Genomic DNA, 21,100 nt, shown 5'->3' on the forward strand with positions numbered 1-21,100 from the left:
GGCAGATGGTGAAGGCGATCCGCATCCACAAACCGGGCGGACCGGAGGCGATGGTCTACGAGGACGTGTCGCTGAAGCCGCCGGGTCCGGGCGAAGCCTATATCCGCCAGACCGCGATCGGCGTGAACTTCATCGACATCTACCAGCGCACCGGCGTCTATGCGATGCCCTCGCTGCCGCACGGCATCGGCATGGAAGCCGCCGGCATCGTCGAGGCGATCGGCGAAGGCGTGACGGAAGTCGCCTATGGCGACCGCGTCGCCTATGCCGGCGGACCGCCGGGCGCCTATGCCGAAAAGCGCCTGATCCCGGCTGCATCGCTGGTGAAGCTGCCGAAGGCCATCGACGACAAGACGGCCGCCGCGATCATGTTGCAGGGCATGACGGCGCGCTATCTCCTGAAGGAGACCTACCAGGTCAAGAAGGGCGATTTCGTCCTCGTGCAGGCAGCGGCCGGCGGCATGGGCCTGTGGCTCTGCCAGTGGGCGAAGGCGCTGGGCGCAACCGTCATCGGCACGACCTCCACCGAGGAAAAGGCGGCGCTGGCCAAAAAGAACGGCTGCAAGTTCCCCATCGTCTACACCAAGGAGGACTTCGTCGCGCGCGTGAAGGAGATCACCGGCGGCAAGGGCGTGCAGGTCGTCTATGACGGCGTCGGCAAGGACACGTTCCTGAAGTCGTTCGAGTGCCTCGCGATCCGCGGCCATCTGGTGCTCTACGGCGCGGCCTCGGGCCCGCCCGATCCGATCGCTCCCTCGATGCTCGGGGCGAAATCGGCCTCGCTCACGCGGCCGACGCTGTTCCAGTATGTCGCGACGCGCAAGGAACTGCTGGCCAATGCCAAGGACGTTTTCGCTGTGGTTCAGGACGGCACGGTGAAGGTGCAGAAGCCCGCCGAATATGCCCTCAAGGACGTCGCAAGGGCCCACAAGGACCTGACCGGCCGCAAGACCACGGGGTCGATGATCCTGATCCCCTGACCGCCCGAATACGCGCTCCATATGAAACGCCCGGCCGATGAAGCCGGGCGTTTTTCATTCAACGCAGTAGCAGCCGTTCAGCCGCCCTGCCCCGGTCTCAGCCCCGGCGGCACATTCAGGAAACCGCCCCCCTGCGGCGCGGGCTGCTGTGGCGGATAGGTCGGCTGGCCGTAGCCGCCTTGGGGGTATCCCTGCGGGGGCTGCGGTGGATAGGCGTTCGGATCATAGGCCGGCTGCGCTGCATAGGCCTGCTGGGGTTGGCCTTGCTGCGGATAGCCGCCCTGATAGCCCGGCGGCTGGTAGTCCTGACCGCCCTGCGATGGGTGCCCGGCATAGGCTGGCTGATGGCCCATCGCCTGCCCGCCGCCGGCCGGAGCGCCCGCCTTCGCCGCGCGGCGACGCTCGCCGAGCATGCGGAAACCGTAGGCTCCCGCAAAGCCCGCGACGATCAGTGCGATCGACATGACCGGACGATGCCAGAACCAGGCGATCGCGATGGTCGGCAGGAACACCAGGAGAGCCAGCGCCACCGAGACAAGGCCGGCGCCGGCCGCCATCGCGCTGCCGAAAATCGGAATGACGTCCGCCAACACCACGAAGGGTCTGAGGATCAGGAAGAAACCGAGCCAGACCGCGAACAGCATCACGCCGCGCAGTACCCAGGTGATGATGCGGTTGGTCTCGTGGGCGCCCTGATAGAGCTCCTGCGCCGTCCGCGCCCCTGTGGCGCCGAGGAAAACCTCGCGGCCGTTCGAGGCCGTGTACGGACCGAAGCCATCGCCGTTCTGGCGCGCGACGATGCTGGCCAGCCCCTCCGGCAGGATCGAATAGGTGATGCGCAAGTCGCCGATCTGCGGATTGCCCGGATCGGAGCCGACATAGATGCCGCCATCGTTGAGCTGCGCCCGGCCGCTGAAGCGGCTCTGGAAGACACCGAGCTGTGCCTGTGTCACGTCAAGCCGACGCTCGGATGACGAGCCAAACAGGCCGATCACGCGCGAGTCGGCGCGGAATGCGCCTAGCATGGCGCCGCTCGCCGTTTCCGTGCGACCGGTAATTGGCATGGCCGGATTCTGGTGCCCGTCGCGCTGGCGGAAGTTCTGCGAGGAAATCGGCTGGTTGGACCACGTCCGCTCGTAGGTATAGGTCGTGGTGCGCGTCTGCGAACCGCCGGCATTCGACCTGTTTTCGGTGCGGCGCTCCTCCTTCCACTGGTACATCTCGACCTTGCGGACGAGACGCACAGCCTGCGAGCGGATCTGGAACTCATTGTCGGCGAGTTGTCCGCCGCTGAGGTTGCCGCTGGTGTGGACCAGCTTGCCTTCGTTCGCGGGGTCGACCCGCGCCGCCGGCACGGAAACGGTGACGCCCGCGCCCTCGTTCAGCGCCCGGGTCGTGCCGATGGCGCGCCCCTCGTTCCAGAAAATTCCCCAGATCGTCGCGGCGATCAGGCCGAAGCCGATCAGGATCCCGACCAGCGACTGCCATAGCCGCTCCAGGAAGCCGACATGTTCAGTGGTCGAATCGCCGTCGGCGAAGGTCTCGCCATCCGTCGGCGGACCGGAGTTCCAGCCACCATCAGAATCCGTGCTCATGCGGAATCCCCCTATCTGCCCCGCATACCGCCACCGCCATGTTTCAACCGGACCGCGCGGGCCGCGTCGAACATTTCAATAGCTCACGGAGCATTTCAAGGGGTGGCGATCAGCCGATAGCCGATGCCGCGAACGGTCTGGAGATGGACGGGATTGGTGGGATCGACCTCGATCTTCCGGCGCAGGCGGTTCACCTGCACGTCAACGGTACGCTCGTTGATGTCGCCACCGGGCGCGGCAAGGTCGTAGCGCGGCACGGTCTCGCCGGGCTTCACCGCCAGCACGCGCAGCATTTCCTTTTCGCGATCAGTGAGACGAACGACCTCCTCGCCCTTTTTCAACTCCAGCCGGGCGAGCTGGAAATGGAAGTCGCCGAACTTCACGGATTCCACCACCGGCTGCGGCGCGGGCATCGCCCGACGCAGGATGCCGCCAATGCGCAGCAGGAGTTCGCGAGGCTCGAACGGCTTGGCCAGATAGTCGTCGGCGCCAATCTCGAGCCCGGTGATGCGGTCGGACAGATCGGACCGCGCCGTGAGCATCAGGATCGGCACCGCCGCGGTCGGCCCCGCTCCGCCCTGGCGGATCGCGCGTGCCAGCTCGAATCCGGTCTCGCCCGGCATCATCACGTCAAGGATCAGGAGGTCGAAAGTCAGGCCATCGAGCTTCTTGCGGGCAGCCCGGGCATTCTCGGCAGTGGTCACCCGGTAGCCATTGTTGGTCAGGTAGCGCGCCAGCGTCTGGCGGATCACCCGGTCATCGTCCACGACGAGCAAATGCGGGGCATCGTCCGCCAGCGGTTTGGGCGGGGTCGTCATCGCTCAGCGGTCCTTCTGCGGGCCAGCGCGGCCGGCCTGCGTGATCATGCGCGTCACCTCCTCGCGGGCATCCGGGTCGATCATCGCATAGAGGAAGCGCACCGCCTGGTCGCGCGGCGTGCCCGAGGCCGCAATGGCGCGGGTAAAGCGCTCGGTCTGAAGCCGTGCGAGTTCGAGCGCCAGTGCCTGCCCCTTCTCGGTCACGGTCAGAAGGCGCTGACGCCGATCCGCCTGCCCTTCCTTCTGGAGGATGAACCCCTGTTCGATCAGGTCGCGCAGCACCCGGGCGAGGCTTTGCTTGGTGATCCGCAGGATATCCAGCAAATCCGCAACCCTGATCTCCGGGTGGCGATGGACAAAGTGGATCACCCGGTGGTGCGCCCGCCCGAACTGGAAGCGCTCCAGCACGTGGTCGGGATCGCTGACGAAATCCCGATAGGCAAAGAACATCAATTCGATGAGGTCGTAGGCGGGCTCCCGCGCGCCACCCTCGCCTGCCGCGCCCGGCACGCCGTTCATGGGCCGGCGCTGCGCCGGTGAGACATTTATGTCAGCCATGTTGACATATTCGATGCCGATTGTTACTCATTCGCCCGCATTCACGAAACGATCGTACCCAACGGCCACCGGCCTCATCGGGAATCGTCGCTCAGCGCCGCCTCTCGCTTGACAAGGTTAGCCGGACCCGGCCCGCTTCGCAAAACGCCAGGCTGACCGATCCAGGCCCAAGGCGTACAGGAGGAAAAGACGATGTCACTGGTCCCGTTCCACGACCGCGACGGCTTCATCTGGATGGACGGCAAGCTCATCCCGTGGCGCGACGCGCAGGTTCATGTCCTTACCCATGGCCTGCACTATGCCTCGGCCGTATTCGAGGGCGAGCGGGCCTATGGCGGGGTCATTTTCAAGGGCACCGAGCATTCGGCGCGCCTGAAGCAGTCGGCCGCGCTGCTCGACTTCGAGATTCCCTATTCGGTCGCCGAGATCGACGCCGCCAAGGAGGCGACGCTGAAGGCTAACGGCCAGACCGATGCCTATGTGAGGCCGGTGGCCTGGCGCGGCTCCGAGATGATGGGCGTCTCGGCCCAGCAGAACAAGATTCACCTCGCTATCGCGACGTGGGAATGGCCGAGCTATTTCGACCCCGCGACCAAGATGAAGGGCATCCGCATGGACATGGCCGAGTTCCGCCGCCCCGATCCGGCGACGGCGCCCTCGACCTCCAAGGCGGCCGGCCTCTACATGATCTGCACCATCTCGAAGCACAAGGCCGAGAAGAAGGGCTATGCCGACGCCCTGATGCTCGACTGGCAGGGCCGCGTCGCCGAATGCACCGGCGCCAATGTCTTCTTCATCAAGGATGGGCAGATCCACACGCCGACGGCCGACTGCTTCCTTGACGGCATCACCCGCCGGACGGTCATCGACCTCGCCAAGCGGCGCGGCTTCGACGTGATCGAGCGCCGGATCATGCCGGAGGAGCTCTCGACCTTCAACGAGTGCTTCATCACCGGCACGGCCGCCGAGGTGACGCCGGTCTCGGAGATCGGGCCCTATCGGTTCACGCCGGGCAACATGTCGAAGACGATCATGGAAGACTACACGGCCGAAGTGACGCCGAAGGCCGCGGCGGCCTGAGCACGTCCCTCGCGGTGTCGTTCGAGAACGGCCGGGTTCGCCCGGCCGTTTTCTTTTGCGCTCAGAACAAGCGGCCGCCCTCGGGCACCTCGTGGCCAGGGCCGATCAGCACGACCTCGCCGTCGGCATCCGGCACGCCGAGGGTCAGCACCTCGGACATGAATTTGCCGATCTGGCGTGGCGGGAAGTTGACGACGGCAAGCACCTGCCGGCCGACCAGCGCCTCCGGCTGATAGTATTTGGTGATCTGGGCCGAGGATTTCTTGCGGCCGATGGCGCCGCCGAAATCGATCACCAGCTTGATCGCCGGCTTACGCGCCTCCGGAAAGGGCGCGGCTTCGACGATTCGCCCGACGCGGACGTCCACCTTCATGAAGTCGTCGAAGGCGATTGGGGCGGGGCGGTCGGCGGACTGCATGGCGAAACTCCGGAATGCCCCGGCGCAATGCCAAAAGGCCGGGCAAGCCCGGCCTTCCACGGCATTTCTGCGATCAGGTCAAGCCGTCGACGTCAGACCGGCGTCACGCGCGGGTCGCGGAAATCGTCCCCGCGCCAGCCTTCGTCGCGGGTGGGGCGCTCCTCGCCGCGATCCCGGTCGCGCCGCGAACGACGTCCGGCGCAGAAGGCGGCTGGCGCGCAGAACAGGGTGCGCAGCGGCGCCGTGAGTTGCTCGACGCTCCGAAGCACACTGGCGGCGCGGCCGGCGCGGGCCAGCTCCTCGTCCATGGCGCGCATGGTCTTCGCCAATGCGGGATCGTCGTCGTCGAGCCAGACGCGCACGACACGGCCGAAAGCCACGGCCAGCCCCTGTGCGCGGATCGCACCGCCGGGGCCGGCAACCTCGACGCCGGCCGCCGCCAGCATCCAGTGATGCGAGCGCACCGCCAGCCGGTTCAGCGCCATGGCGAGCGCCGGGCTACGCATCGCGGCCCTGGAAATGTTGCGGATCGCAGCCTTGTGCGGGCCAAGCACATCGAGCCGGCGCATCAGCACATCGAAGAGCTTCTCCTTCGCGTCTTGATCGGCAAGGTCAGCGTCGATGCCGTCGAGCACCGCGCGGTCGACACCCTTCACGAAGGCCGCGATGATGTCGAGGCGCGAGCCGAACGCGTCACGCAGCTCGCCAAGCGTGACGCCCGCGCGCTCGGCCACCTCGGCCAGCGTCAAGTCAGGGAGATCCTTCTCGGCGGCGAGCGCCATGAAGGCGGCGACGATAGCGTCGCGCGGCGTTTCCGACGGTGTTCCGGAGGTCTTGGACGCTTTGGCCATGGCGATCTCGGTTCCTGGTCTGGCTGCCCCGCTCCGAAGATAGGCGCGGGGCCGTCAGCCCGCCAGTTCCCGCGACCGTTTTGCCGCCGCCGCCACCGCCTCGACAAAGGGCTGATCGATGCCGTGGGGGCCGGTCAGCACCTGCAGGGCGGCGTAGGTCGTGCCATTCGGAGAGGTGACGTTCTGGCGCAGCGTCGCGGGCTCGACCTCCGGAGACAGATGCATCAGCTCGGCGGCGCCCTCGACGGTCGCGCGCGCAAGACGCGCGGCAAGGTCCGCCGGCAGCCCCGCGGACGCGCCCGCGCGCGCAAGCGTCTCGGCCAGCAGGAAGACATAAGCCGGCCCCGAGCCGGATACGGCTGTAACGATGTCGATCCAGTCCTCGCGCGCAAGCCATTCGACCCGACCGACCGCCGCGAGCAGACGCTCGACCGCCTGGCGCTGGGCCGGCGTGACATTGGCGCTCGCAGCGGCGCCGGTAATGCCGCGTCCGACCGCCGCCGGCGTGTTCGGAATGGTGCGCACCACGGCCGTTCCAGCACCGAAGACCTGCTCGATCCGCTGGATCGTCTTGCCGGCCATGACCGAGACGACCACTGTGTCCGGCCCGACAAACTGCTTCACCAGCGGCATGACATCGTCGGCGATCTGCGGCTTCACCGCCAGGATCAGTACGCCGGCAGGCTTCGGATCGGTCGGATTGCACGCGATTCCGTGGGCATCGATGACCGCCTGGATGTTGGCAGGCGGGCGCGGATCGGAAATGGCCATCCGCTGCGGCGCGAGCCCGTGTTTCAGCCAGCCGCGCATCATCGCGCCGCCCATCTGGCCGGCGCCGACCAGGACGACATGACCGGAGAAATCGGCAAGGGAGAGCGGTTCGTCGCGGTGCGGCTCGGTCATCATGTCCTCAGCGGCTGTCGGCGCGAACCGATAGCCGCCGGAACGCCCGCTGTCACGCGGCGCGAGGCATCAGGCCTCGCCGGAAGTCTCGAAGAGCGCCGAATCCATGGCCTCGCGCGCCGACTTGCCCGCCCAGACCACGAACTGGAAGGCCTGATAGTAGCGGTCGCAAGCTTCCATCGCAGCGTCGAGCTGCGCTTCGCACTGGCGACCCGAGGCTTCGGCCCCACCAGCAAGCAAGAGCGCGTGGCGGAACATCACCACCCCTTCCTGCGGCCACAGGTCGAAATGACCGAGCCACATCTGCTCGTTGGCGAGCTGGATGAGCTCCCTCACCTCGCCCCTGCGGCGCTCCGGCACCTTGAGGTCGAAGGCACAGGCCAGATGAAGGGATTCAATATCGTCCATCCATGTGAAGGAGGCATGATAGTCAGCCCAACGACCCGTGACCGAAAGGGTGATCTCGTCATCTCCCGAGCGGTCGAACGACCACTCGTTGAGGGCCGCCAGATTTTCGACCAGGTCCACAGGATTAACCTGCCGGTCGGTGGTGTCGATATCGATCAAGGACATTCCGCCCCCGTGCGGTTCGCTCGGTTGTCGGACAGACGCGACGGGACGCAACCGGACAGGAGACCGGGTCATGGCGAGCAAAGCTCGTCGCCTACAACCTTTTGATTCGATTGCCCGAATCGATCTCTGGACCAAACCCTAACGCAGGACGACGACGCTGCCTACTGACCCGCCTAGCGATCTTGGATTCGTCATCCATCCGCAATCGGACTGTTGCAATTATCCACCGTCCGGCGTTCCGGGCGCTGCGTCATCCACCGCTTCCGACAGCCTCTGATCCGGAACCGCCGAGACTCCGTTTTGCTCAATTTTGATGCATCCGAACAAGGCGTGCGGGTGGGTCTGCCCAGCCATGCAGCGATCCCGGTTGTGCGCTGCACACGGTCGCGGCATATCAGGCGGGTCGACGGTTTTGGCGGGTCACGCCTCCCTGTGATCTCGTGTCGCTGTCGGCGTTCCCCTCTGGAAGGCGGCTTCCAGGTGCTCTGCATCGGAAGCCGAAACTTATAAGGCCGGGCTTTTCAGCCCGGCCCTTTTTTTGTCTGGTGATCGTGGCCGGATCAGGCGGCCGCACGCGCCTGAACGATCTTGTCGGCATCGCGGCCAGTCAGTTCGGCAAGGTGGTCGAACTTCGACGTGAACGAGCCGACGCCAGCCGTCGCCGAGCGAATCTCGACAATGAGGTCGCCGATCTCCGATTCCGGCATCAGGGCCGAGACGATATCCCAGCCCTGCCAGCCCTCGCGCCCGTCGAATCCAAGGATCTGGCCGCGCCGCCCAGAGACAATGGCGTTGACCTTGGCGGTCGCGTCCGAGGGCACCGCGACATCGACCCGGTGGATCGGTTCGAGCAGCACGGGATGGCAGGCGGATAGCGCCTCCTGGATCGCGATGCGCCCCGCCTGCTGGAACGCCATGTCGGAGCTGTCCACCGTGTGGTAGCTGCCATCGGTCAGCGTCGCGCCCACATCGACCACGGGGAATCCCAGCGGCCCCTTCCTGAGCGTGTCCTCGATGCCGTGCTTCACCGCGGGAATGTACTGCTTCGGCACGACGCCGCCGGTGATCCTGTCATCGAAGACGAAGCCGGCGCCACGTTCCAGCGGCTTCACGTCGATGACCACGTCGCCGAACTGGCCGTGACCGCCCGACTGCTTGCGGTGGCGACCGCGCACGCCATGCGCCGCCTTCTTGATCGTCTCGCGGTAGCCGACGCCGGGCTTGCCCTGATTGACCTGCACACCGTAGCGATTGGCGAGCTTCGTGATGGCGACGCGCAGGTGCATCTCGCCCTGCCCCGACAGGATGATCTCGCCGGTATCGGCCAGATGCACCACCGACAGAGAGGGATCCTCGTCGGTCAGCTTGGCGAGCATCAGCCCGAGCTTGACGTCGTCCTTGCGGTCGCGGGCGCTGAGCGCGACAGACAGAACCGGTTGCGGCGGCCTGGCGGTCGCGAGCCGTGGTGGAGCCTGACGGCCGGTGGTGATCGCCTCGCCGGTGGCGACGTGATCGAGCTTGCCGAGCGCCACCGTATCGCCGGCCGACACATCGCGCAGCTTGTCGACGCCGGGCCCGAACATCTTGAAGAGCCCCGATGTTCGCTCCTGCGTGGCGTCGGCGCCCGTCAGGATCGCCCCATCGCCGAGAGTGCCCGTCAGTACGCGCGCGACCGAGAGCTTGCCGCCATGGGCCGTGTGGATGGTCTTCATGACGTGAGCCATGGCGTCACCGGCCTTCACGCCGAGACGCCGCGCCGCAACCTCCACAGCCGGCACGTCGTGGCGCAGCGCCTTCAGAAGTCGCAGGACACCATTGGTGCGTGTCGCCGAGCCGAACAGGACGGGCACGATCGCGCCATCGCTCAGATCGCGGCCGAGATCGTCGAATACCTTGTCGCGCGGCGGTTCGAGGTCGGAGAGAAGCGTCTCCATCAATTCGTCGTCGTGATCGGCGAGCGTTTCGAGCATGGTGAAGCGCGCTTCCTTCTCACGGTCGAGATTGTCGCCGTCGAGCGGTACGACTTCGGAGGCCGCGTGCTCGCGATAGACGAAGGCCCGCTCCAGCGCGAGGTCGACGAAGCCAGAAACGATTCCGTTCGACCAGATGGGGATCTGTCGCAGCAGCAGCGGCACACGCGAGGCCGGCCGCAGAAGCTCCAGCGTCTCGCGGATCCGCTTGTCCGCCTTGTCGATCTTGTTGATGAACAGGATGCGCGGAATGCCCCGGTCCTCGAGCTCGCGCAGGATGAGGCTGAGGGCCGGCACCTTCTTCTCGTCGGCCTCGCAGACGACGACCGCCGCGTCCACCGCCGGAATGACGTTGCGCATCTCGTGGAGGAAGTCGATCGAGCCGGGGCAATCGACGAAGGTGTAGCTGTCGCCCATGAAGCTGGTCGTGGCGAAACCGGCCTCGACGCTCATCTTGAACTGATGCGCTTCATCGCTCGCGTCGGAAACGGTGGTTCCGCTCTCGATCGAACCCATGCGCTGGATCGCGCCGGTGCGCTCCAGTATCGCTTCGAGCAGGGTCGTCTTGCCGCTCTGGAACGGGCCCACCAGCGCGATGCACCGGGGACCCGCCTGCCTTCTGCCGCCTTGTTCGCCTGCGTTCTTGTCGCCCATGCCCGTATCCCCTTGTGTCCGGGGCCCGGGCGAGAAGGTCGACCCGGAAGTGACAGGTCAAGCGGAGGGTCTTGTTGGCTGGACCTCGCGCGCCGGTATCGTCGCGCCGGCAATCGGCCGGCGCAAGGGCGCTGTCTCGCGATGCAGCGAAAGGGCGCTCAGCGACGCGGCTGGCGGATCGAGCCGGTGGTCATGGCGTCGTCGCCGCCATTGCGGGCGATCTCCTGGCGCTCCGCGAGCCAAGATGAGCCGCGATCGACATATTGCGCGAGCACCACCGCTCCAGCGGCGACGGCAAACAGAATCCAGCGGGACATCGAGGACCTCGAAACGCAACAGCCAGTCTTCGGCAATTCCTTATGGAACCGTTGTGGTTAAAACCGCGTTCACGGTTCGCGAGCGCGCGCCCAAACCTCCCTGTCCAAGGCCTCCCTGTCACGGCATCGTGACCCTCCGCCACGATTTTGCCTGCAACAATCGCGGCAACACCATTGTTTCAGCGAGGCTCGACCCCAGTTCGGTGGCAGACAGGATCTGTACCAGCGAGCGAGTGATCGGCCTGCGTGAGTTCGGCACGGCACCACGACATTTTGGAACCAAGGAGTTCTGAAACATGCCGCGAGCGCCCCATTCCTTCCGCGTGAAGCCTCCGCGCCCGGGCTTCCAGAAGGCTCATCCGCGCGTCCCGACCATCATCTCCGCCGGCGTGGTGCTGGCGCTGCTGGCCGCGCTTATCGTGGCGGGCATCTTCCTTTCGGCCGAACTGGTCGATCCCTCGACCTTCGAGGATGGCGCGGATGCCGAAACGCTGGTCACATCCGGCGCGGTCGTCGTCATGTCGATCGGTCTCGGGCTCCTGCTGACCTATCTGCTCCGGCGCTTCATCGGCGGCGGCCACCAGCGCAAGGAACCGCCGGTCGCTGCCTGAGGCGCTGCCCCGCGCGACAGGAACCTGCATGCGCATTGTCGCCGCCATCCTCGCCCTTGCCGCAATGGCCGGCGCGGCCTTTGGCCAGCCGGCGCCCTCGCCGCCGCTGGACGTCGCCACCGTCGCGCGGGGGTTGCAGAATCCGTGGGGCATGGCCTTCCTCCCCGACGGGCGGGTGCTGATCACTGAACGGCCAGGCCGCCTGCGTGTCGTCGAGCGCGACGGCCGCCTGTCGCAGCCCATCGCAGGCGTGCCGGCGGTGCATGCGGTCGGACAGGGCGGACTTCTCGGCATCGCGCTCGATCCGGCCTTCGCCGAGAACCGGCGCGTCTATCTCAGCTTTTCTGAGCGCGCGAGCGGCGAGATCAACAACACCGCGGTCTTCCGCGGTCGTCTCAATGCCGATGCCACAGCACTCGAGCAGGGCCGCGTCATCTGGCGGCAGGAACCCGCCATCGCCAGTCGCCTGCATTTCGGCTCGCGCCTTGTCTTCGACCGTTCCGGGCACCTGTTCGTCACCACCGGAGACCGCTTCAGCCAGATGCAGGAGGCGCAGAACCCGGCGAACACGCTGGCCAAGGTCGTGCGCATCACCACGGACGGCGCACCGGCTCCCGGCAATCCCGGTGGCGGCTGGAATCCGGTCGTCTGGTCCATCGGGCTGCGCAACGCGCAGGGCGCGACTCTCCATCCGACCACCGGCGAGCTTTGGGTCTCGAACCACGGTCCGCGCGGCGGCGACGGGCTCTATGTCGCGCGCGCCGGCCGCAACTACGGTTGGCCGCTGATCTCGTGGGGCACGCACTACGACGGCCGTCTGGTCAATGGCGGCTTGCGCGAGCGCGAGGGCCTGGAGCAGCCGCTGGTCTACTGGACGCCGTCCATCGCGCCTTCCGGGCTCACCTTCTACACTGGCAACCTGTTTCCGATGTGGCGGGGCAATCTGTTTTCCGGCGCGCTGGCCGGCCAGATGCTGGTGAGGGTCGTGCTCGATGGCGAGCGCATCGTGTCACAGGAACGGCTGCTGGCCGATCTCGGTCACCGCCTCCGCGACGTGCAGCAGGGCCGGGACGGCGCGCTCTGGCTCCTGACTGACGCTCCGGACGGCCAGCTGCTGCGGATCACGCCCAGGCCCTAGGTCATACCTCGGCGATCCTCGGGTTTGGGGTCAGCACCACGCAGTGATGGCCCATCGCGTCACCGCCGAGGATGAAGTGCTGGTCCTTGAAGGTCGCCATCAGGTCGGTTTCGTAAAGTCTCACGGCATCTGCGCGGCAGATCAGGAATTTCGGCGCTGCCACGATATCCTCGCGGTCGATCACGCACATCAGCCGCATGTCCGGATGCGCCCGCAGGTAGTCGTGGACGGTGACGACCAGGAACGGGTAGCCGGGATGCAGCATGTCGTCGAGGCAGATCAGCCCCTGCGGATGCAGGCTGGCATGGGCGAGCCGGAGGTCATGGCCAAGCGCCTCCGCCGAATGCTCACCGTCGACATGGATGAAGCGCAGCGGCGCCCTGCCCGTCAGCCCCGCGAAGGTCTCGGCATCGAGCGTTCCGGTGTCGAAGGGGCGCGGCGTGAAACGCTGTTCGGCAAGGCCGTTGCGGCGGGCATTGCCGGTGAACCGGTCGAGCACCTTGTCGTCGGGCCAGGTGAACAGGTCGAAGCCGTAGGCATGCTCCCGCTCGGCCAGCGCCAGTCCGAGCGCGATGAAAAACCGCCCCTCGAAGGTGCCGATCTCCGCGACGGAGCCGCGAATGCCCATCTCGCTCTGCCGGCGCATCAGATGGGCGCAAATCGTCGCGGCGAAGCGCGAGGACATGCCCCTCACGCTCTCGAAGCCCTCTTCCAGATAGGCGTCGACCGCGGGAATGCCGCTCTTGAAACCGGTCATGCCGAGCGCCCCTGAAACACGAAGAACGCGCCGGCCGCGATCAGCGCAAAGCCGATCGCGTAGTTCCAGGTCAGTTGCTCCTTCAGATAGACGACCGAGAAGATGGCGAAGACCAGGAGGGTGATCACCTCCTGGATCGTCTTGAGCTGCGCGGCGCTATAGACCTCGTGACCGATCCGGTTCGCCGGCACGGCCAGGCAATATTCGACGAAGGCGATGCCCCAGCTCGCCAGGACCACCAGTGCCAGCGGCGCCGCCTTGAACTTCAGGTGGCCGTACCAGGCGAGGGTCATGAACACGTTCGACGCGATCAGCAGCAGGATCGGTGAAACGAAGGGGGATGTCAGGGCGGCCATGCATGTCTCCGGCGGGGCCCGATCATGGGCACCGGACCATGACACGCCGATTGGCGTCGCGAGAAGCCGCCCGTCAGCCGTAGCGCAGTTTCAGGCCGACAATGGTGAGTTGCAGCGCCAGCGTGATCGTGTTGGCGAGGATGAGCGGCGCATCGCCCAGCGCGATGCCGTAGATCAGCCAGAGGGCGATGCCGGTCGCGAAACCACCGTAGGCGAAGAGCGAGATGGCCTGCGTGTCGCGCGTCCGGATGATCCGCCACGCCTGCGGCACCCAGCACACCGTCGTAACAAAAGCAGCGGCCAGACCGATAAGGGAGATGAGCGACGGCGCTTCCATGGATCCTCCGCAGCCGGCTGTGGTCGATACCGAGTCGCCGGAGCGTGATTTGGTCAAACGCGGCAAGCTCTATACGCTTCTTGGGAAACTGGAAGGATATTCGCCCATGCTGATCCGATCGAAACGCGGGTGGGAACTTCCCGATAGCGCGGCGACGCCGGAAAGCGCGTTCCTCACGCGCCGCAACATGATCGCCGCCGGCATGGGGCTCGCGGCCGCCGGCATTTCCATTCCGGCCAGCGCGCAGCGCGCCGCCGACGCGCCCGACCCGACCGCCGACCTTTACCCGGCACGGCGCAACGAGCGCTACACGGTCGAACGACCGCTGACCGCCGAACAGGTGGCGGCCAGCTACAACAATTTCTACGAGTTCGGCGGCTCCAAACAGATCGCTCGCGCGGCGCAGTCGCTGCCGCTCCGTCCGTGGACAGTGAAGATCGACGGCATGGTCGAGAAGCCGCAGACGATCGACATCGACAAGCTGATCCGCGCCATGCCGATCGAGGAACGCGTCTATCGCTTCCGCTGCGTCGAGGCTTGGGGCATGACGGTTCCGTGGACCGGCTTCCCGATCAAGGCTCTGATGGACATGGTCCAGCCGCTCGGCTCCGCGAAGTTCGTCCGGATGGAGACCTTCGACACCCAGCCCTGGGCGCCGGGGATGCGCTCGCCCTGGTATTCCTGGCCCTATGTCGAGGGTCTCACCATCGACGAGGCGGCCAACGACCTCGCCATTCTCGTCACCGGCATCTACGGCAAGCCCGTGCCGCGCCAGCACGGCGCGCCGCTGCGCCTCATCGTGCCGTGGAAATACGGGTTCAAGTCGGTGAAATCCATCGTCCGCATTTCCTTCGTCGCCGAGCGGCCGATGTCGTTCTGGGAGCGGCTTCAGGGCGGCGAATACGGTTTCTGGGCCAATGTGAACCCGGCGGTCGCCCATCCGCGCTGGAGTCAGGCAAACGAGGAACTGATCGGCGGCGGCGGCCGCGTCAACACCCAGATCTTCAACGGCTACGGCGAGTTCGTCGCACCGCTCTACAAGGACCGGCAGAACGAACGGCTCTGGGCCTGAGCGCATGGCGGAAAGAGCAGTGCATCGGTGGTCGGCTGGCCTCATCGTCTGGATGGGGCTGGCGGTATCCTCGCCTGTCCTGTCGCAAGGGTTGACCGCCGAGCAACTCGCCCTGCGCGATCATCAGGGTCGTCTCGACGCCATCACGGAGCGCCTGTTCACCGGGGCCGTGGCCGAGCGCTGCCAGCGACGGCCGCTTGAATGGCTCGCGCTGCTCCTGCGCAAATCGCAGGCGGACTATCAGCGCGAGGAGGCGGCGTTCCGCGCGCGGCATCCGGATATCGGTCCCCGGCCGGATACGGCCAGCGCCGGCTTCGCCGCGCTGTTCCTCGGGCAGCGGCTGGTCGAGCGGATGGGCGATGCGCCGTGCGGCACGATCGCGGCGCCAGCGGTCCTCGGCGAGATCGACCGCCACCTCTACACCCGGACCGATGACTAGCGGCAGCCCGCGCGGCACCGCGCGCCGTTCACCACAGGCCGCTCGCCGACCGTCAGCACCTCGATGAGCGTGTCCCCGCGCCTCCATGTGAAGGCGCAGGGCGCAAGCCCGGTGCCGGAGCAGGCGTGCATTTCCGGCCGGCCCGCGCAGCGTTCGTCGTTGCGGGAACAACGGTCCGATCCCGGCAGGGTCACGGGCGACCAGCCGAGCCCGATCAGGCTGTCCCGCGCCTCGGAATAGCTCGTGCCCGGCGGAAATGACGGCGCTCCGCTCTGAGCCAAAGCGGGCGCGACCGAAAGACCGACAGCGATGAACGGTATCAACAAGCGCATCCGCATCGATGCTACTCCGCCGCCACCGGCGAGCAGGCGAATCCGTCACCGAAGCGGGTGATACGCCCGACCGAGGGCGACGGGAAATGCGCCATGCAGCAGAGCGTGGCCGTGTCGCAGAAGCGCTCCAGCACCGACCGGCGGGTGCGCGCCGCCTCCATTCTGTCCGTGTCGAACTTGGTCGACAGTTCCGGCAGGCGGGCCTGCAGGGGCGAATGAATGAGGTCGCCGGGAGCGATCGCATCGACCGTCTCGCCTTTTCCGAACAGCACGGAGACGTGGCCGGGCGTATGGCCCGGCGTCGGCATCAGCCGGACGTGGTCGCCGATGGCATGATCGCCAGAGACAAGCTCCGCCCTGCCCGCTTCGACCACCGGCAGTACGCTATCCTGGAACGGGAATACGGACGCCTTGGCGTTCAGCGCCTGCCAGTGCTCGTATTCCGTTGCACCGAACAGGTAGCGCGCCTTCGGGAAGGTCGGCACCCAGCGTCCGTTCTCCAGCCGCGTGTTCCAGCCGACATGATCGGAATGGAGATGGGTGCAGACGACGAAGTCGATGTCATCCACCGTCAGCCCCGCAGCCTTCAGCCCGGTCATGAACCGGTTGTCGCTCTTCATGTGCCAGTTCGGCCGCGTCGCCGAGCGCTTGTCGTTGCCGATGCAGCTGTCGACCAGCACGACATGATCAGGCGTGCGCACGATGTAGGTCTGGAAGGCCATGAGCAACCTTCCCTCGGCATCGAGGCCGCTCGGAGCGAACCAGCCGCGATGGGCCTCCAACATGTCCGGCGTCAGATCTGGCAGCATGTCGAAGGGGTCGAGAAAGCCGAACTCCATTTCGACGATGCGGTGGATCGTCAGATCGCCGGCGCGAAAGAGCGTGGTCACGTGGCATTCTCCGGCTGAGGCGGGAGCGGGGTGGCCCCGGAGCTTTGCCCCAACCCGGCGCCCGCGCAACGCGAAAACGCAGCACCTTCGTCCGGCCCTGCCACACCGTTCATCCCATGCAGTCGAGCCAATTGCCGATAGCGTTCAAGCCATGAATTGCAACCACCGTAGATGACGCTACGTCATGCCGCTATTGATCCGGCTGACCGCATTCTGGTCTTATTTTGCCTCTACGTGATCGTCTGCCGCTTGCAGACAGATGTGCTATCGCCGCCGTCTGCGGAACCCACCGCGCTGTTGGGCGTTAGCCTCGCGCGAGAGACGGAAACCGACCACTTCCATGAACAATTCGACCCGCATCGCGGCGCTTTCGGCCGCCATCACCGCTTTTGTGCCCGCTGTTGCCACCTCGGCCTCGGCCGCCGAAGCCGTCGGCATGGCTTCGTGGTACCAGTTGCCGGGCCGGACGGCCTGCGGCGGTCGCCACAACCCCGAGGCGATGACCGCCGCCCATCGCTCGCTTCCCTGCGGTTCGAAGGTGACCGTCACCAACCTGTCGAACGGCCAGTCGGCCGTCGTGACAGTCGTCGACCGCGGCCCGTTCGTGCGCGGCCGCATCGTCGATGTCTCGCGCGGCGTCGCGCGCCGGATCGGCTTCATCAACCGCGGCGTCGCCCGCGTGCGTGTCGCCCGCCTGTAATTCAATACCGCTGCATTTCAGCGACGATACACAAGTCGATCCGTTTCGACATGCGGTAGAGACTGTCCCCCGGCAATGGCTGGGGTCCGGCGGGTTCGCCGGGCCCGCCCCTCCGGCAGCGGGTGGCATTCTCTCGCATGGAACGACACCGCATGACATTCCGCCATATCCGTCGCGGCCTGCTCGGCGCAGCGCTGACGGCTCTCGCGGGCGCCGCCTTCGCCCAGTCCTCGATCGACACCGGGATTCCCGCCTGCGACCGCTACTACCGCGCCTACGAGACCTGCATCATGCAGCGCCTTCCCGAGGCCCAGCGCAGCATCTTCCAGCAGACCCTCGAGCGTAACCGGGCGGACATCCGCGAGCAGGCGGCCGATCCCGAGGACAGAGCCTCGGCCGAGCGCACGTGCCAGGAGCAGCGGCAGCAATCCGCCCGCTTCTTCGCGCCCCACGGCTGCACCTTCGACTGACATCCGCACGCAACCGGGGCACACCGAGGCCGAGGCCGCCCGGCCCAACCTTCCGTTCCCACCAGACAGGGTCATTTCCATGAAGAAGCTCATGGTCGTCGCTGCACTCGCAGCACTGCCGTCGCTGGCCAGCGCACAGGATATGGGCATCGCGCTTTGCGACACGTTCTATCGCCAGTACGAGGCCTGCGTGTCGTCGCGCATTCCCGAGGCGCAACGCTCGGCCTTCCGCGACGCGATCGAGCAGACGCGCTCAGGGCTTCGCCAGCTTGCCGCCGACCCCCAGGCGCGCCCCCAGGTCGAGAATCTGTGCCAGTTGCACAAGACCCAGATGACCCAGGCGCTGGCCGCCTACGGCTGCACATTCAACTGAGTTCAATTGACAGCCACAGAATAGGATACTGGTTCAATATCTACCTGTAACTAACTGATATTGTAGGTATTTGACGTATTCCTAGGTGTAAACGCAAGCAGGCGCCCGAAATCGGGCGCCTGTGGGTAACGTGGATAACATGACGCAAGGGAAGGTTCGCCCGAGGCGCCGCCCCGGTGTCTCAGCCGGCCTTTTCCGGCGTCCTGGCCTTGTCCATCAGCGCGACGAACCGATCGAACAGATAGTGGCTATCCATCGGCCCGGGGCTCGCCTCCGGGTGATACTGCACCGAGAAGGCCGGCCGGTCGGTCAGCGCGATACCGGCGTTGGAACCGTCGAACAGACTGATATGGGTCGGGCGCGCATGAGCGGGCAGCGTCGCTTCGTCCACGGCGAAACCGTGGTTCATCGAGGTGATCTCGACCTTGCCGGTGTCCATGTCCTTCACCGGGTGGTTCGCCCCGTGATGGCCCTGATGCATCTTCTTGGTTTTCGCGCCGACGGCGAGACCGAGCATCTGGTGGCCGAGGCAGATGCCGAAGGTCGGGATCTGCCTGTCCAGCACCGCCCGGATGACCGGCACGGCATATTCACCCGTCGCGGCCGGGTCACCAGGACCGTTCGACAGGAAGACCCCGTCCGGCTTCAGAGCGAGCACGTCTTCGGCCGATGCGCTGGCGGGCACGACGGTGACCTTGCAGCCGGCATTGGCGAGCAGACGCAGGATGTTGCGCTTCACGCCATAGTCGAGCGCCACGACATGGTATTTCGGCTCGCCGGCTGCGCCATAGCCCTCGTTCCACTCCCAGATCGTCTCCGACCAGGGATAGCGCTGCGAGGACGTGACGCCCGGCACGAGGTCCAGTCCGTCCATGAGTGGCAGGCCGGCCGCGCGGCGCTTCAGGGCCTCGACGTCGAACACGCCATCGGCGGCGTGGGCGATGACAGCGTTGGGCATGCCCTTCTCGCGGATCAGGGCCGTCAGGGCGCGCGTGTCGATGCCGCAGAGGCCGACAATGCCGCGGCGCTTCAGCCAGGCGTCGAAATGGGTATGCGAGCGATAGTTCGAAGGCTCGGTGATCGCCGCCTTCAACACCACGCCGCGGACGCCCGAGGCGGCGGCCATGTTGACCGTCTCGATGTCTTCCTCGTTCGCGCCGACATTGCCGATATGCGGGAAGGTGAAGGTGATGACCTGGCCGGCATAGGAGGGATCCGTGAGGATCTCCTGATAGCCGGTCATGGCGGTGTTGAAGCAGACTTCGCCATCGGCGACGCCCTCTGCGCCGAGCCCGAAGCCCTCGATGACTGTGCCGTCCGCCAGGACAAGCAAAGCGGTCGGCTTCGGATCGCTCCAGCCGGATTGGTCTTGTGTGTGTGTCATGAGGCGCCTAGATAGCGACGACTTGGCCGGCGGTCAAAGGAATGCGGCCGGATTCTCCGGCTTTTTTGCCGCACTGCTCCCCATCCTCCCCGAAGAGAGGCACGCCATGCTGCGCGACCAGTTCATGTCCGACCTGAAAGCGGCGATGAAGGCCGGCGAGAAGGACCGTCTCGCGACGATCCGCCTCATCCAAGCCGCCCTCAAGGACAAGGACATCGAGGCGCGCGGGCTCGGCAAGGAGCCGCTGGGCGACGAGGACATCCTCCAGCTGCTCCAGAAGATGGTGAAGCAGCGCGGCGACAGCGCCAGGATGTATCTCGACGGCAATCGCCCCGAACTCGCCGCCAAGGAAGAGGCCGAGATCGCCGTCATCGCCGGCTACATGCCGCAGCAGATGGACGAGGCCGAGGCCAGGGTTGCGATTGCCGCGCTGATCGCCGAGATCGGCGCCGCCGGCATGAAAGACATGGGCAAGGTGATGGGCGAGCTCAAGGGTCGCTTCGCCGGGCGCATGGACTTCGGCAAGGCCAGCCCGCTGGTCAAGGAACTCCTGAGCTGACGGCATGGATGCGCTGATCACGGCCCTCTCGGAAGCCGGCCGGATCAGCGGCATCGCCCTCTCCTCGCCGCTCTACGCGGCGGTCTCGGCACTGCACATCCTGGGCATGGCGCTGCTCGTCGGGAGCATCGTGCTGGTCGACCTGCGTCTCGCAGGCGTCCTGCGACGCCTCGACCTCGACGCCATGGCGCAGATGCGCCGCGTGGCACGCCTGGGAGCGGTTCTGGCGGTCACGACCGGCATCCTGCTCGCCTCGGCCCGGCCGGCCGAATATCTCGCCAACCGCGTGTTTCTCGCCAAGATGGCCGTGGTGGCACTGGCGCTCGCCAATGCCCTCGCCTTCGAGGCCATGGCGCGCGCCAGACCGCTCGCTGCGTTGGTCGATACGCCCTATGGGCGCGCGGCGGGATTGTTGTCGCTCGCCTGCTGGCCGGTCGTCATCGCGCTCGGGCGCTGGATTGCCTTCGTCTGAGCCCGGCTCAGCGCAGTTCGACGCGCTTGCCGCCGGCCTCCACCCATTCGGCACGATAGACTTTAGGGTTGCCACGGTTCTGGTAGGCGTAGACGCGCACCGTCTTGCCCGCGGCGATGTCGTCGGCGGCAAGGCCGCGCGCCTGCATGCGCGAGGTGGGGGCGAGTTCCACGGTCAGTTCCTCGCCGCTCTTGACCATGTAAAGCGTGCCGTGCGGGTTGGCGTAGGTCGATCGTGCGACGGGACCGGTATGGTCGAGCACTTTCGACGTGTCGAAGCCACCCCAGCCGTGATGGGCGGAGGCTGCGGCCGGAACCGCCGCGATGCCGGCGGCGACAAGGGTTCGGCGATCGATCATGATATCCTCCAGACTTTGGCGGGCCGCAGGACATTCAACGCCGCGCGCCTGTCGCAGGTCCATGCGCGCAAGCATCGCAATCGCGTGATCAGCGGCGCATCCGCAAGGCGGTGTCGGCCATCGACACCATCATGT

Annotated in this window: 27 protein-coding genes; 11 read left to right on the forward strand and 16 right to left on the reverse strand. The window is 66.3% G+C overall.

All coding sequences use genetic code 11. From position 1 onward, the window contains the following. Window positions 1–5 precede the first annotated feature (5 nt). Window positions 6–980, forward strand: coding sequence for a quinone oxidoreductase family protein (locus JNK84_RS11545; RefSeq protein WP_293424191.1), 975 nt, complete (start codon window positions 6–8; stop codon window positions 978–980). A 77-nt stretch (window positions 981–1,057) separates the two neighbouring features. Here JNK84_RS11545 and JNK84_RS11550 read toward each other — a convergent pair whose 3' ends face one another. From JNK84_RS11550 to JNK84_RS11560, 3 genes are all read right to left on the reverse strand, one after another. Beyond that, a complete protein-coding gene (locus JNK84_RS11550; RefSeq protein ID WP_293424193.1) occupies window positions 1,058–2,575 on the reverse strand; it encodes a TMEM43 family protein in 1,518 nt (505 codons plus the stop codon). A 95-nt stretch (window positions 2,576–2,670) separates the two neighbouring features. Next, on the reverse strand, window positions 2,671–3,393 hold the full coding sequence (locus JNK84_RS11555; RefSeq protein WP_293424195.1) for a response regulator: 723 nt from the start codon (window positions 3,391–3,393) through the stop codon (window positions 2,671–2,673). Between the two features lie 3 nt (window positions 3,394–3,396). After that, window positions 3,397–3,951 (reverse strand): MarR family winged helix-turn-helix transcriptional regulator, encoded by a 555-nt coding sequence (locus JNK84_RS11560; protein ID WP_293424197.1) that lies wholly within the window; start codon window positions 3,949–3,951, stop codon window positions 3,397–3,399. A 192-nt stretch (window positions 3,952–4,143) separates the two neighbouring features. Here JNK84_RS11560 and JNK84_RS11565 point away from each other — a divergent pair, with 192 nt between their 5' ends. Beyond that, window positions 4,144–5,031, forward strand: coding sequence for a branched-chain amino acid aminotransferase (locus JNK84_RS11565; protein ID WP_293424199.1), 888 nt, complete (start codon window positions 4,144–4,146; stop codon window positions 5,029–5,031). A 61-nt stretch (window positions 5,032–5,092) separates the two neighbouring features. Here the strand turns inward: JNK84_RS11565 and JNK84_RS11570 are convergent, their stop codons facing one another. The 6 genes from JNK84_RS11570 to JNK84_RS11595 form a co-directional block, all read right to left on the reverse strand. Next, window positions 5,093–5,449 (reverse strand): tRNA-binding protein, encoded by a 357-nt coding sequence (locus JNK84_RS11570; protein ID WP_293424201.1) that lies wholly within the window; start codon window positions 5,447–5,449, stop codon window positions 5,093–5,095. Between the two features lie 92 nt (window positions 5,450–5,541). Then, window positions 5,542–6,300, reverse strand: a complete 759-nt coding sequence (locus tag JNK84_RS11575) for a TetR/AcrR family transcriptional regulator (RefSeq protein WP_293424203.1) — start codon at window positions 6,298–6,300, stop codon at window positions 5,542–5,544. A gap of 54 nt (window positions 6,301–6,354) precedes the next feature. Continuing rightward, complete coding sequence (proC, locus tag JNK84_RS11580; RefSeq protein ID WP_293424205.1) at window positions 6,355–7,203, reverse strand: pyrroline-5-carboxylate reductase; 849 nt, start codon at window positions 7,201–7,203, stop codon at window positions 6,355–6,357. Window positions 7,204–7,272: 69 nt separating this feature from the next. After that, entirely contained in the window at window positions 7,273–7,776 is a 504-nt protein-coding gene (locus tag JNK84_RS11585) for a YbjN domain-containing protein (protein WP_293424207.1), read from the reverse strand. 560 nt (window positions 7,777–8,336) lie between these two features. Continuing rightward, window positions 8,337–10,400, reverse strand: a complete 2,064-nt coding sequence (locus JNK84_RS11590) for an elongation factor G (RefSeq protein ID WP_293424209.1) — start codon at window positions 10,398–10,400, stop codon at window positions 8,337–8,339. A 158-nt stretch (window positions 10,401–10,558) separates the two neighbouring features. After that, a complete protein-coding gene (locus JNK84_RS11595; protein ID WP_293424211.1) occupies window positions 10,559–10,717 on the reverse strand; it encodes a hypothetical protein in 159 nt (52 codons plus the stop codon). Window positions 10,718–11,013: 296 nt separating this feature from the next. On the opposite strand from JNK84_RS11595, the gene JNK84_RS11600 reads away from it, so the two are divergent. Next, window positions 11,014–11,328, forward strand: a complete 315-nt coding sequence (locus tag JNK84_RS11600; protein ID WP_293424213.1) for a hypothetical protein — start codon at window positions 11,014–11,016, stop codon at window positions 11,326–11,328. A gap of 28 nt (window positions 11,329–11,356) precedes the next feature. Further along, complete coding sequence (locus JNK84_RS11605; protein ID WP_293424215.1) at window positions 11,357–12,466, forward strand: PQQ-dependent sugar dehydrogenase; 1,110 nt, start codon at window positions 11,357–11,359, stop codon at window positions 12,464–12,466. A 1-nt stretch (window position 12,467) separates the two neighbouring features. Here the strand turns inward: JNK84_RS11605 and JNK84_RS11610 are convergent, their stop codons facing one another. From JNK84_RS11610 to JNK84_RS11620, 3 genes are all read right to left on the reverse strand, one after another. Continuing rightward, a complete protein-coding gene (locus JNK84_RS11610; RefSeq protein WP_293424217.1) occupies window positions 12,468–13,223 on the reverse strand; it encodes a class I SAM-dependent methyltransferase in 756 nt (251 codons plus the stop codon). Further along, entirely contained in the window at window positions 13,220–13,579 is a 360-nt protein-coding gene (locus JNK84_RS11615) for a DMT family protein (protein WP_293424219.1), read from the reverse strand. The genes JNK84_RS11610 and JNK84_RS11615 overlap by 4 nt, the downstream gene beginning before the upstream one ends. A gap of 73 nt (window positions 13,580–13,652) precedes the next feature. Then, window positions 13,653–13,916, reverse strand: a complete 264-nt coding sequence (locus JNK84_RS11620; protein WP_293424221.1) for a SemiSWEET family sugar transporter — start codon at window positions 13,914–13,916, stop codon at window positions 13,653–13,655. A 106-nt stretch (window positions 13,917–14,022) separates the two neighbouring features. Between JNK84_RS11620 and msrP the strand changes: the two genes are divergently transcribed. Next, window positions 14,023–14,988 (forward strand): protein-methionine-sulfoxide reductase catalytic subunit MsrP, encoded by a 966-nt coding sequence (gene msrP, locus JNK84_RS11625; RefSeq protein WP_293424223.1) that lies wholly within the window; start codon window positions 14,023–14,025, stop codon window positions 14,986–14,988. Between the two features lie 19 nt (window positions 14,989–15,007). Beyond that, on the forward strand, window positions 15,008–15,427 hold the full coding sequence (locus JNK84_RS11630; RefSeq protein ID WP_293424225.1) for a hypothetical protein: 420 nt from the start codon (window positions 15,008–15,010) through the stop codon (window positions 15,425–15,427). Here JNK84_RS11630 and JNK84_RS11635 read toward each other — a convergent pair. Together JNK84_RS11635 and JNK84_RS11640 are read right to left on the reverse strand one after the other, a co-directional pair. Further along, window positions 15,424–15,765 (reverse strand): hypothetical protein, encoded by a 342-nt coding sequence (locus tag JNK84_RS11635; RefSeq protein WP_293424227.1) that lies wholly within the window; start codon window positions 15,763–15,765, stop codon window positions 15,424–15,426. The two genes, JNK84_RS11630 and JNK84_RS11635, sit on opposite strands and share 4 nt — an antisense overlap. 5 nt (window positions 15,766–15,770) lie before the next feature. Further along, window positions 15,771–16,649 (reverse strand): MBL fold metallo-hydrolase, encoded by an 879-nt coding sequence (locus JNK84_RS11640; protein WP_441343232.1) that lies wholly within the window; start codon window positions 16,647–16,649, stop codon window positions 15,771–15,773. Window positions 16,650–16,989: 340 nt separating this feature from the next. Between JNK84_RS11640 and JNK84_RS11645 the strand changes: the two genes are divergently transcribed. From JNK84_RS11645 to JNK84_RS11655, 3 genes are all read left to right on the forward strand, one after another. Continuing rightward, window positions 16,990–17,349, forward strand: coding sequence for a septal ring lytic transglycosylase RlpA family protein (locus JNK84_RS11645; protein ID WP_293424229.1), 360 nt, complete (start codon window positions 16,990–16,992; stop codon window positions 17,347–17,349). Between the two features lie 152 nt (window positions 17,350–17,501). Further along, window positions 17,502–17,819, forward strand: coding sequence for a hypothetical protein (locus JNK84_RS11650; protein ID WP_293424231.1), 318 nt, complete (start codon window positions 17,502–17,504; stop codon window positions 17,817–17,819). Window positions 17,820–17,898: 79 nt separating this feature from the next. Beyond that, the gene (locus tag JNK84_RS11655; RefSeq protein ID WP_293424233.1) at window positions 17,899–18,192 is read left to right on the forward strand and encodes a hypothetical protein; all 294 of its coding nucleotides are present in this window, start codon (window positions 17,899–17,901) and stop codon (window positions 18,190–18,192) included. 181 nt (window positions 18,193–18,373) lie between these two features. Here JNK84_RS11655 and carA read toward each other — a convergent pair whose 3' ends face one another. After that, on the reverse strand, window positions 18,374–19,576 hold the full coding sequence (gene carA / locus JNK84_RS11660) for a glutamine-hydrolyzing carbamoyl-phosphate synthase small subunit (RefSeq protein WP_293424234.1): 1,203 nt from the start codon (window positions 19,574–19,576) through the stop codon (window positions 18,374–18,376). Window positions 19,577–19,682: 106 nt separating this feature from the next. Between carA and JNK84_RS11665 the strand changes: the two genes are divergently transcribed. Together JNK84_RS11665 and JNK84_RS11670 are read left to right on the forward strand one after the other, a co-directional pair. Beyond that, window positions 19,683–20,135 (forward strand): GatB/YqeY domain-containing protein, encoded by a 453-nt coding sequence (locus tag JNK84_RS11665; RefSeq protein WP_293424236.1) that lies wholly within the window; start codon window positions 19,683–19,685, stop codon window positions 20,133–20,135. A gap of 4 nt (window positions 20,136–20,139) precedes the next feature. Beyond that, window positions 20,140–20,607, forward strand: coding sequence for a DUF6644 family protein (locus tag JNK84_RS11670; protein WP_293424238.1), 468 nt, complete (start codon window positions 20,140–20,142; stop codon window positions 20,605–20,607). Window positions 20,608–20,614: 7 nt separating this feature from the next. Here the strand turns inward: JNK84_RS11670 and JNK84_RS11675 are convergent, their stop codons facing one another. Next, window positions 20,615–20,965: a DUF6152 family protein gene (locus JNK84_RS11675; protein WP_293424239.1), complete on the reverse strand. Its 351-nt coding sequence runs from the start codon at window positions 20,963–20,965 to the stop codon at window positions 20,615–20,617. Between the last annotated feature and the right edge of the window lie 135 nt (window positions 20,966–21,100).

Origin of the sequence: Phreatobacter sp. (assembly GCF_016793595.1) — a bacterium.
GTDB lineage: Bacteria > Pseudomonadota > Alphaproteobacteria > Rhizobiales > Phreatobacteraceae > Phreatobacter.

Bases quoted from the DNA above. Each gene is read 5' to 3' on its own strand.
- JNK84_RS11650 (WP_293424231.1), top strand. From the start codon at position 17,502: ATGACATTCCGCCATATCCGTCGCGGCCTGCTCGGCGCAGCGCTGACG.
- JNK84_RS11655 (WP_293424233.1), top strand. From the start codon at position 17,899: ATGAAGAAGCTCATGGTCGTCGCTGCACTCGCAGCACTGCCGTCGCTG.
- JNK84_RS11675 (WP_293424239.1), bottom strand. From the start codon at position 20,965: ATGATCGATCGCCGAACCCTTGTCGCCGCCGGCATCGCGGCGGTTCCG.
- JNK84_RS11670 (WP_293424238.1), top strand. From the start codon at position 20,140: ATGGATGCGCTGATCACGGCCCTCTCGGAAGCCGGCCGGATCAGCGGC.
- proC (WP_293424205.1), bottom strand. From the start codon at position 7,203: ATGACCGAGCCGCACCGCGACGAACCGCTCTCCCTTGCCGATTTCTCC.
- JNK84_RS11545 (WP_293424191.1), top strand. From the start codon at position 6: ATGGTGAAGGCGATCCGCATCCACAAACCGGGCGGACCGGAGGCGATG.
- JNK84_RS11555 (WP_293424195.1), bottom strand. From the start codon at position 3,393: ATGACGACCCCGCCCAAACCGCTGGCGGACGATGCCCCGCATTTGCTC.
- JNK84_RS11610 (WP_293424217.1), bottom strand. From the start codon at position 13,223: ATGACCGGTTTCAAGAGCGGCATTCCCGCGGTCGACGCCTATCTGGAA.
- JNK84_RS11645 (WP_293424229.1), top strand. From the start codon at position 16,990: ATGAACAATTCGACCCGCATCGCGGCGCTTTCGGCCGCCATCACCGCT.
- JNK84_RS11550 (WP_293424193.1), bottom strand. From the start codon at position 2,575: ATGAGCACGGATTCTGATGGTGGCTGGAACTCCGGTCCGCCGACGGAT.
- JNK84_RS11575 (WP_293424203.1), bottom strand. From the start codon at position 6,300: ATGGCCAAAGCGTCCAAGACCTCCGGAACACCGTCGGAAACGCCGCGC.
- JNK84_RS11600 (WP_293424213.1), top strand. From the start codon at position 11,014: ATGCCGCGAGCGCCCCATTCCTTCCGCGTGAAGCCTCCGCGCCCGGGC.
- JNK84_RS11560 (WP_293424197.1), bottom strand. From the start codon at position 3,951: ATGGCTGACATAAATGTCTCACCGGCGCAGCGCCGGCCCATGAACGGC.
- JNK84_RS11635 (WP_293424227.1), bottom strand. From the start codon at position 15,765: ATGCGGATGCGCTTGTTGATACCGTTCATCGCTGTCGGTCTTTCGGTC.
- JNK84_RS11605 (WP_293424215.1), top strand. From the start codon at position 11,357: ATGCGCATTGTCGCCGCCATCCTCGCCCTTGCCGCAATGGCCGGCGCG.
- JNK84_RS11590 (WP_293424209.1), bottom strand. From the start codon at position 10,400: ATGGGCGACAAGAACGCAGGCGAACAAGGCGGCAGAAGGCAGGCGGGT.
- JNK84_RS11665 (WP_293424236.1), top strand. From the start codon at position 19,683: ATGCTGCGCGACCAGTTCATGTCCGACCTGAAAGCGGCGATGAAGGCC.
- JNK84_RS11595 (WP_293424211.1), bottom strand. From the start codon at position 10,717: ATGTCCCGCTGGATTCTGTTTGCCGTCGCCGCTGGAGCGGTGGTGCTC.
- JNK84_RS11570 (WP_293424201.1), bottom strand. From the start codon at position 5,449: ATGCAGTCCGCCGACCGCCCCGCCCCAATCGCCTTCGACGACTTCATG.
- JNK84_RS11615 (WP_293424219.1), bottom strand. From the start codon at position 13,579: ATGGCCGCCCTGACATCCCCCTTCGTTTCACCGATCCTGCTGCTGATC.
- JNK84_RS11565 (WP_293424199.1), top strand. From the start codon at position 4,144: ATGTCACTGGTCCCGTTCCACGACCGCGACGGCTTCATCTGGATGGAC.
- JNK84_RS11585 (WP_293424207.1), bottom strand. From the start codon at position 7,776: ATGTCCTTGATCGATATCGACACCACCGACCGGCAGGTTAATCCTGTG.
- carA (WP_293424234.1), bottom strand. From the start codon at position 19,576: ATGACACACACACAAGACCAATCCGGCTGGAGCGATCCGAAGCCGACC.
- msrP (WP_293424223.1), top strand. From the start codon at position 14,023: ATGCTGATCCGATCGAAACGCGGGTGGGAACTTCCCGATAGCGCGGCG.
- JNK84_RS11620 (WP_293424221.1), bottom strand. From the start codon at position 13,916: ATGGAAGCGCCGTCGCTCATCTCCCTTATCGGTCTGGCCGCTGCTTTT.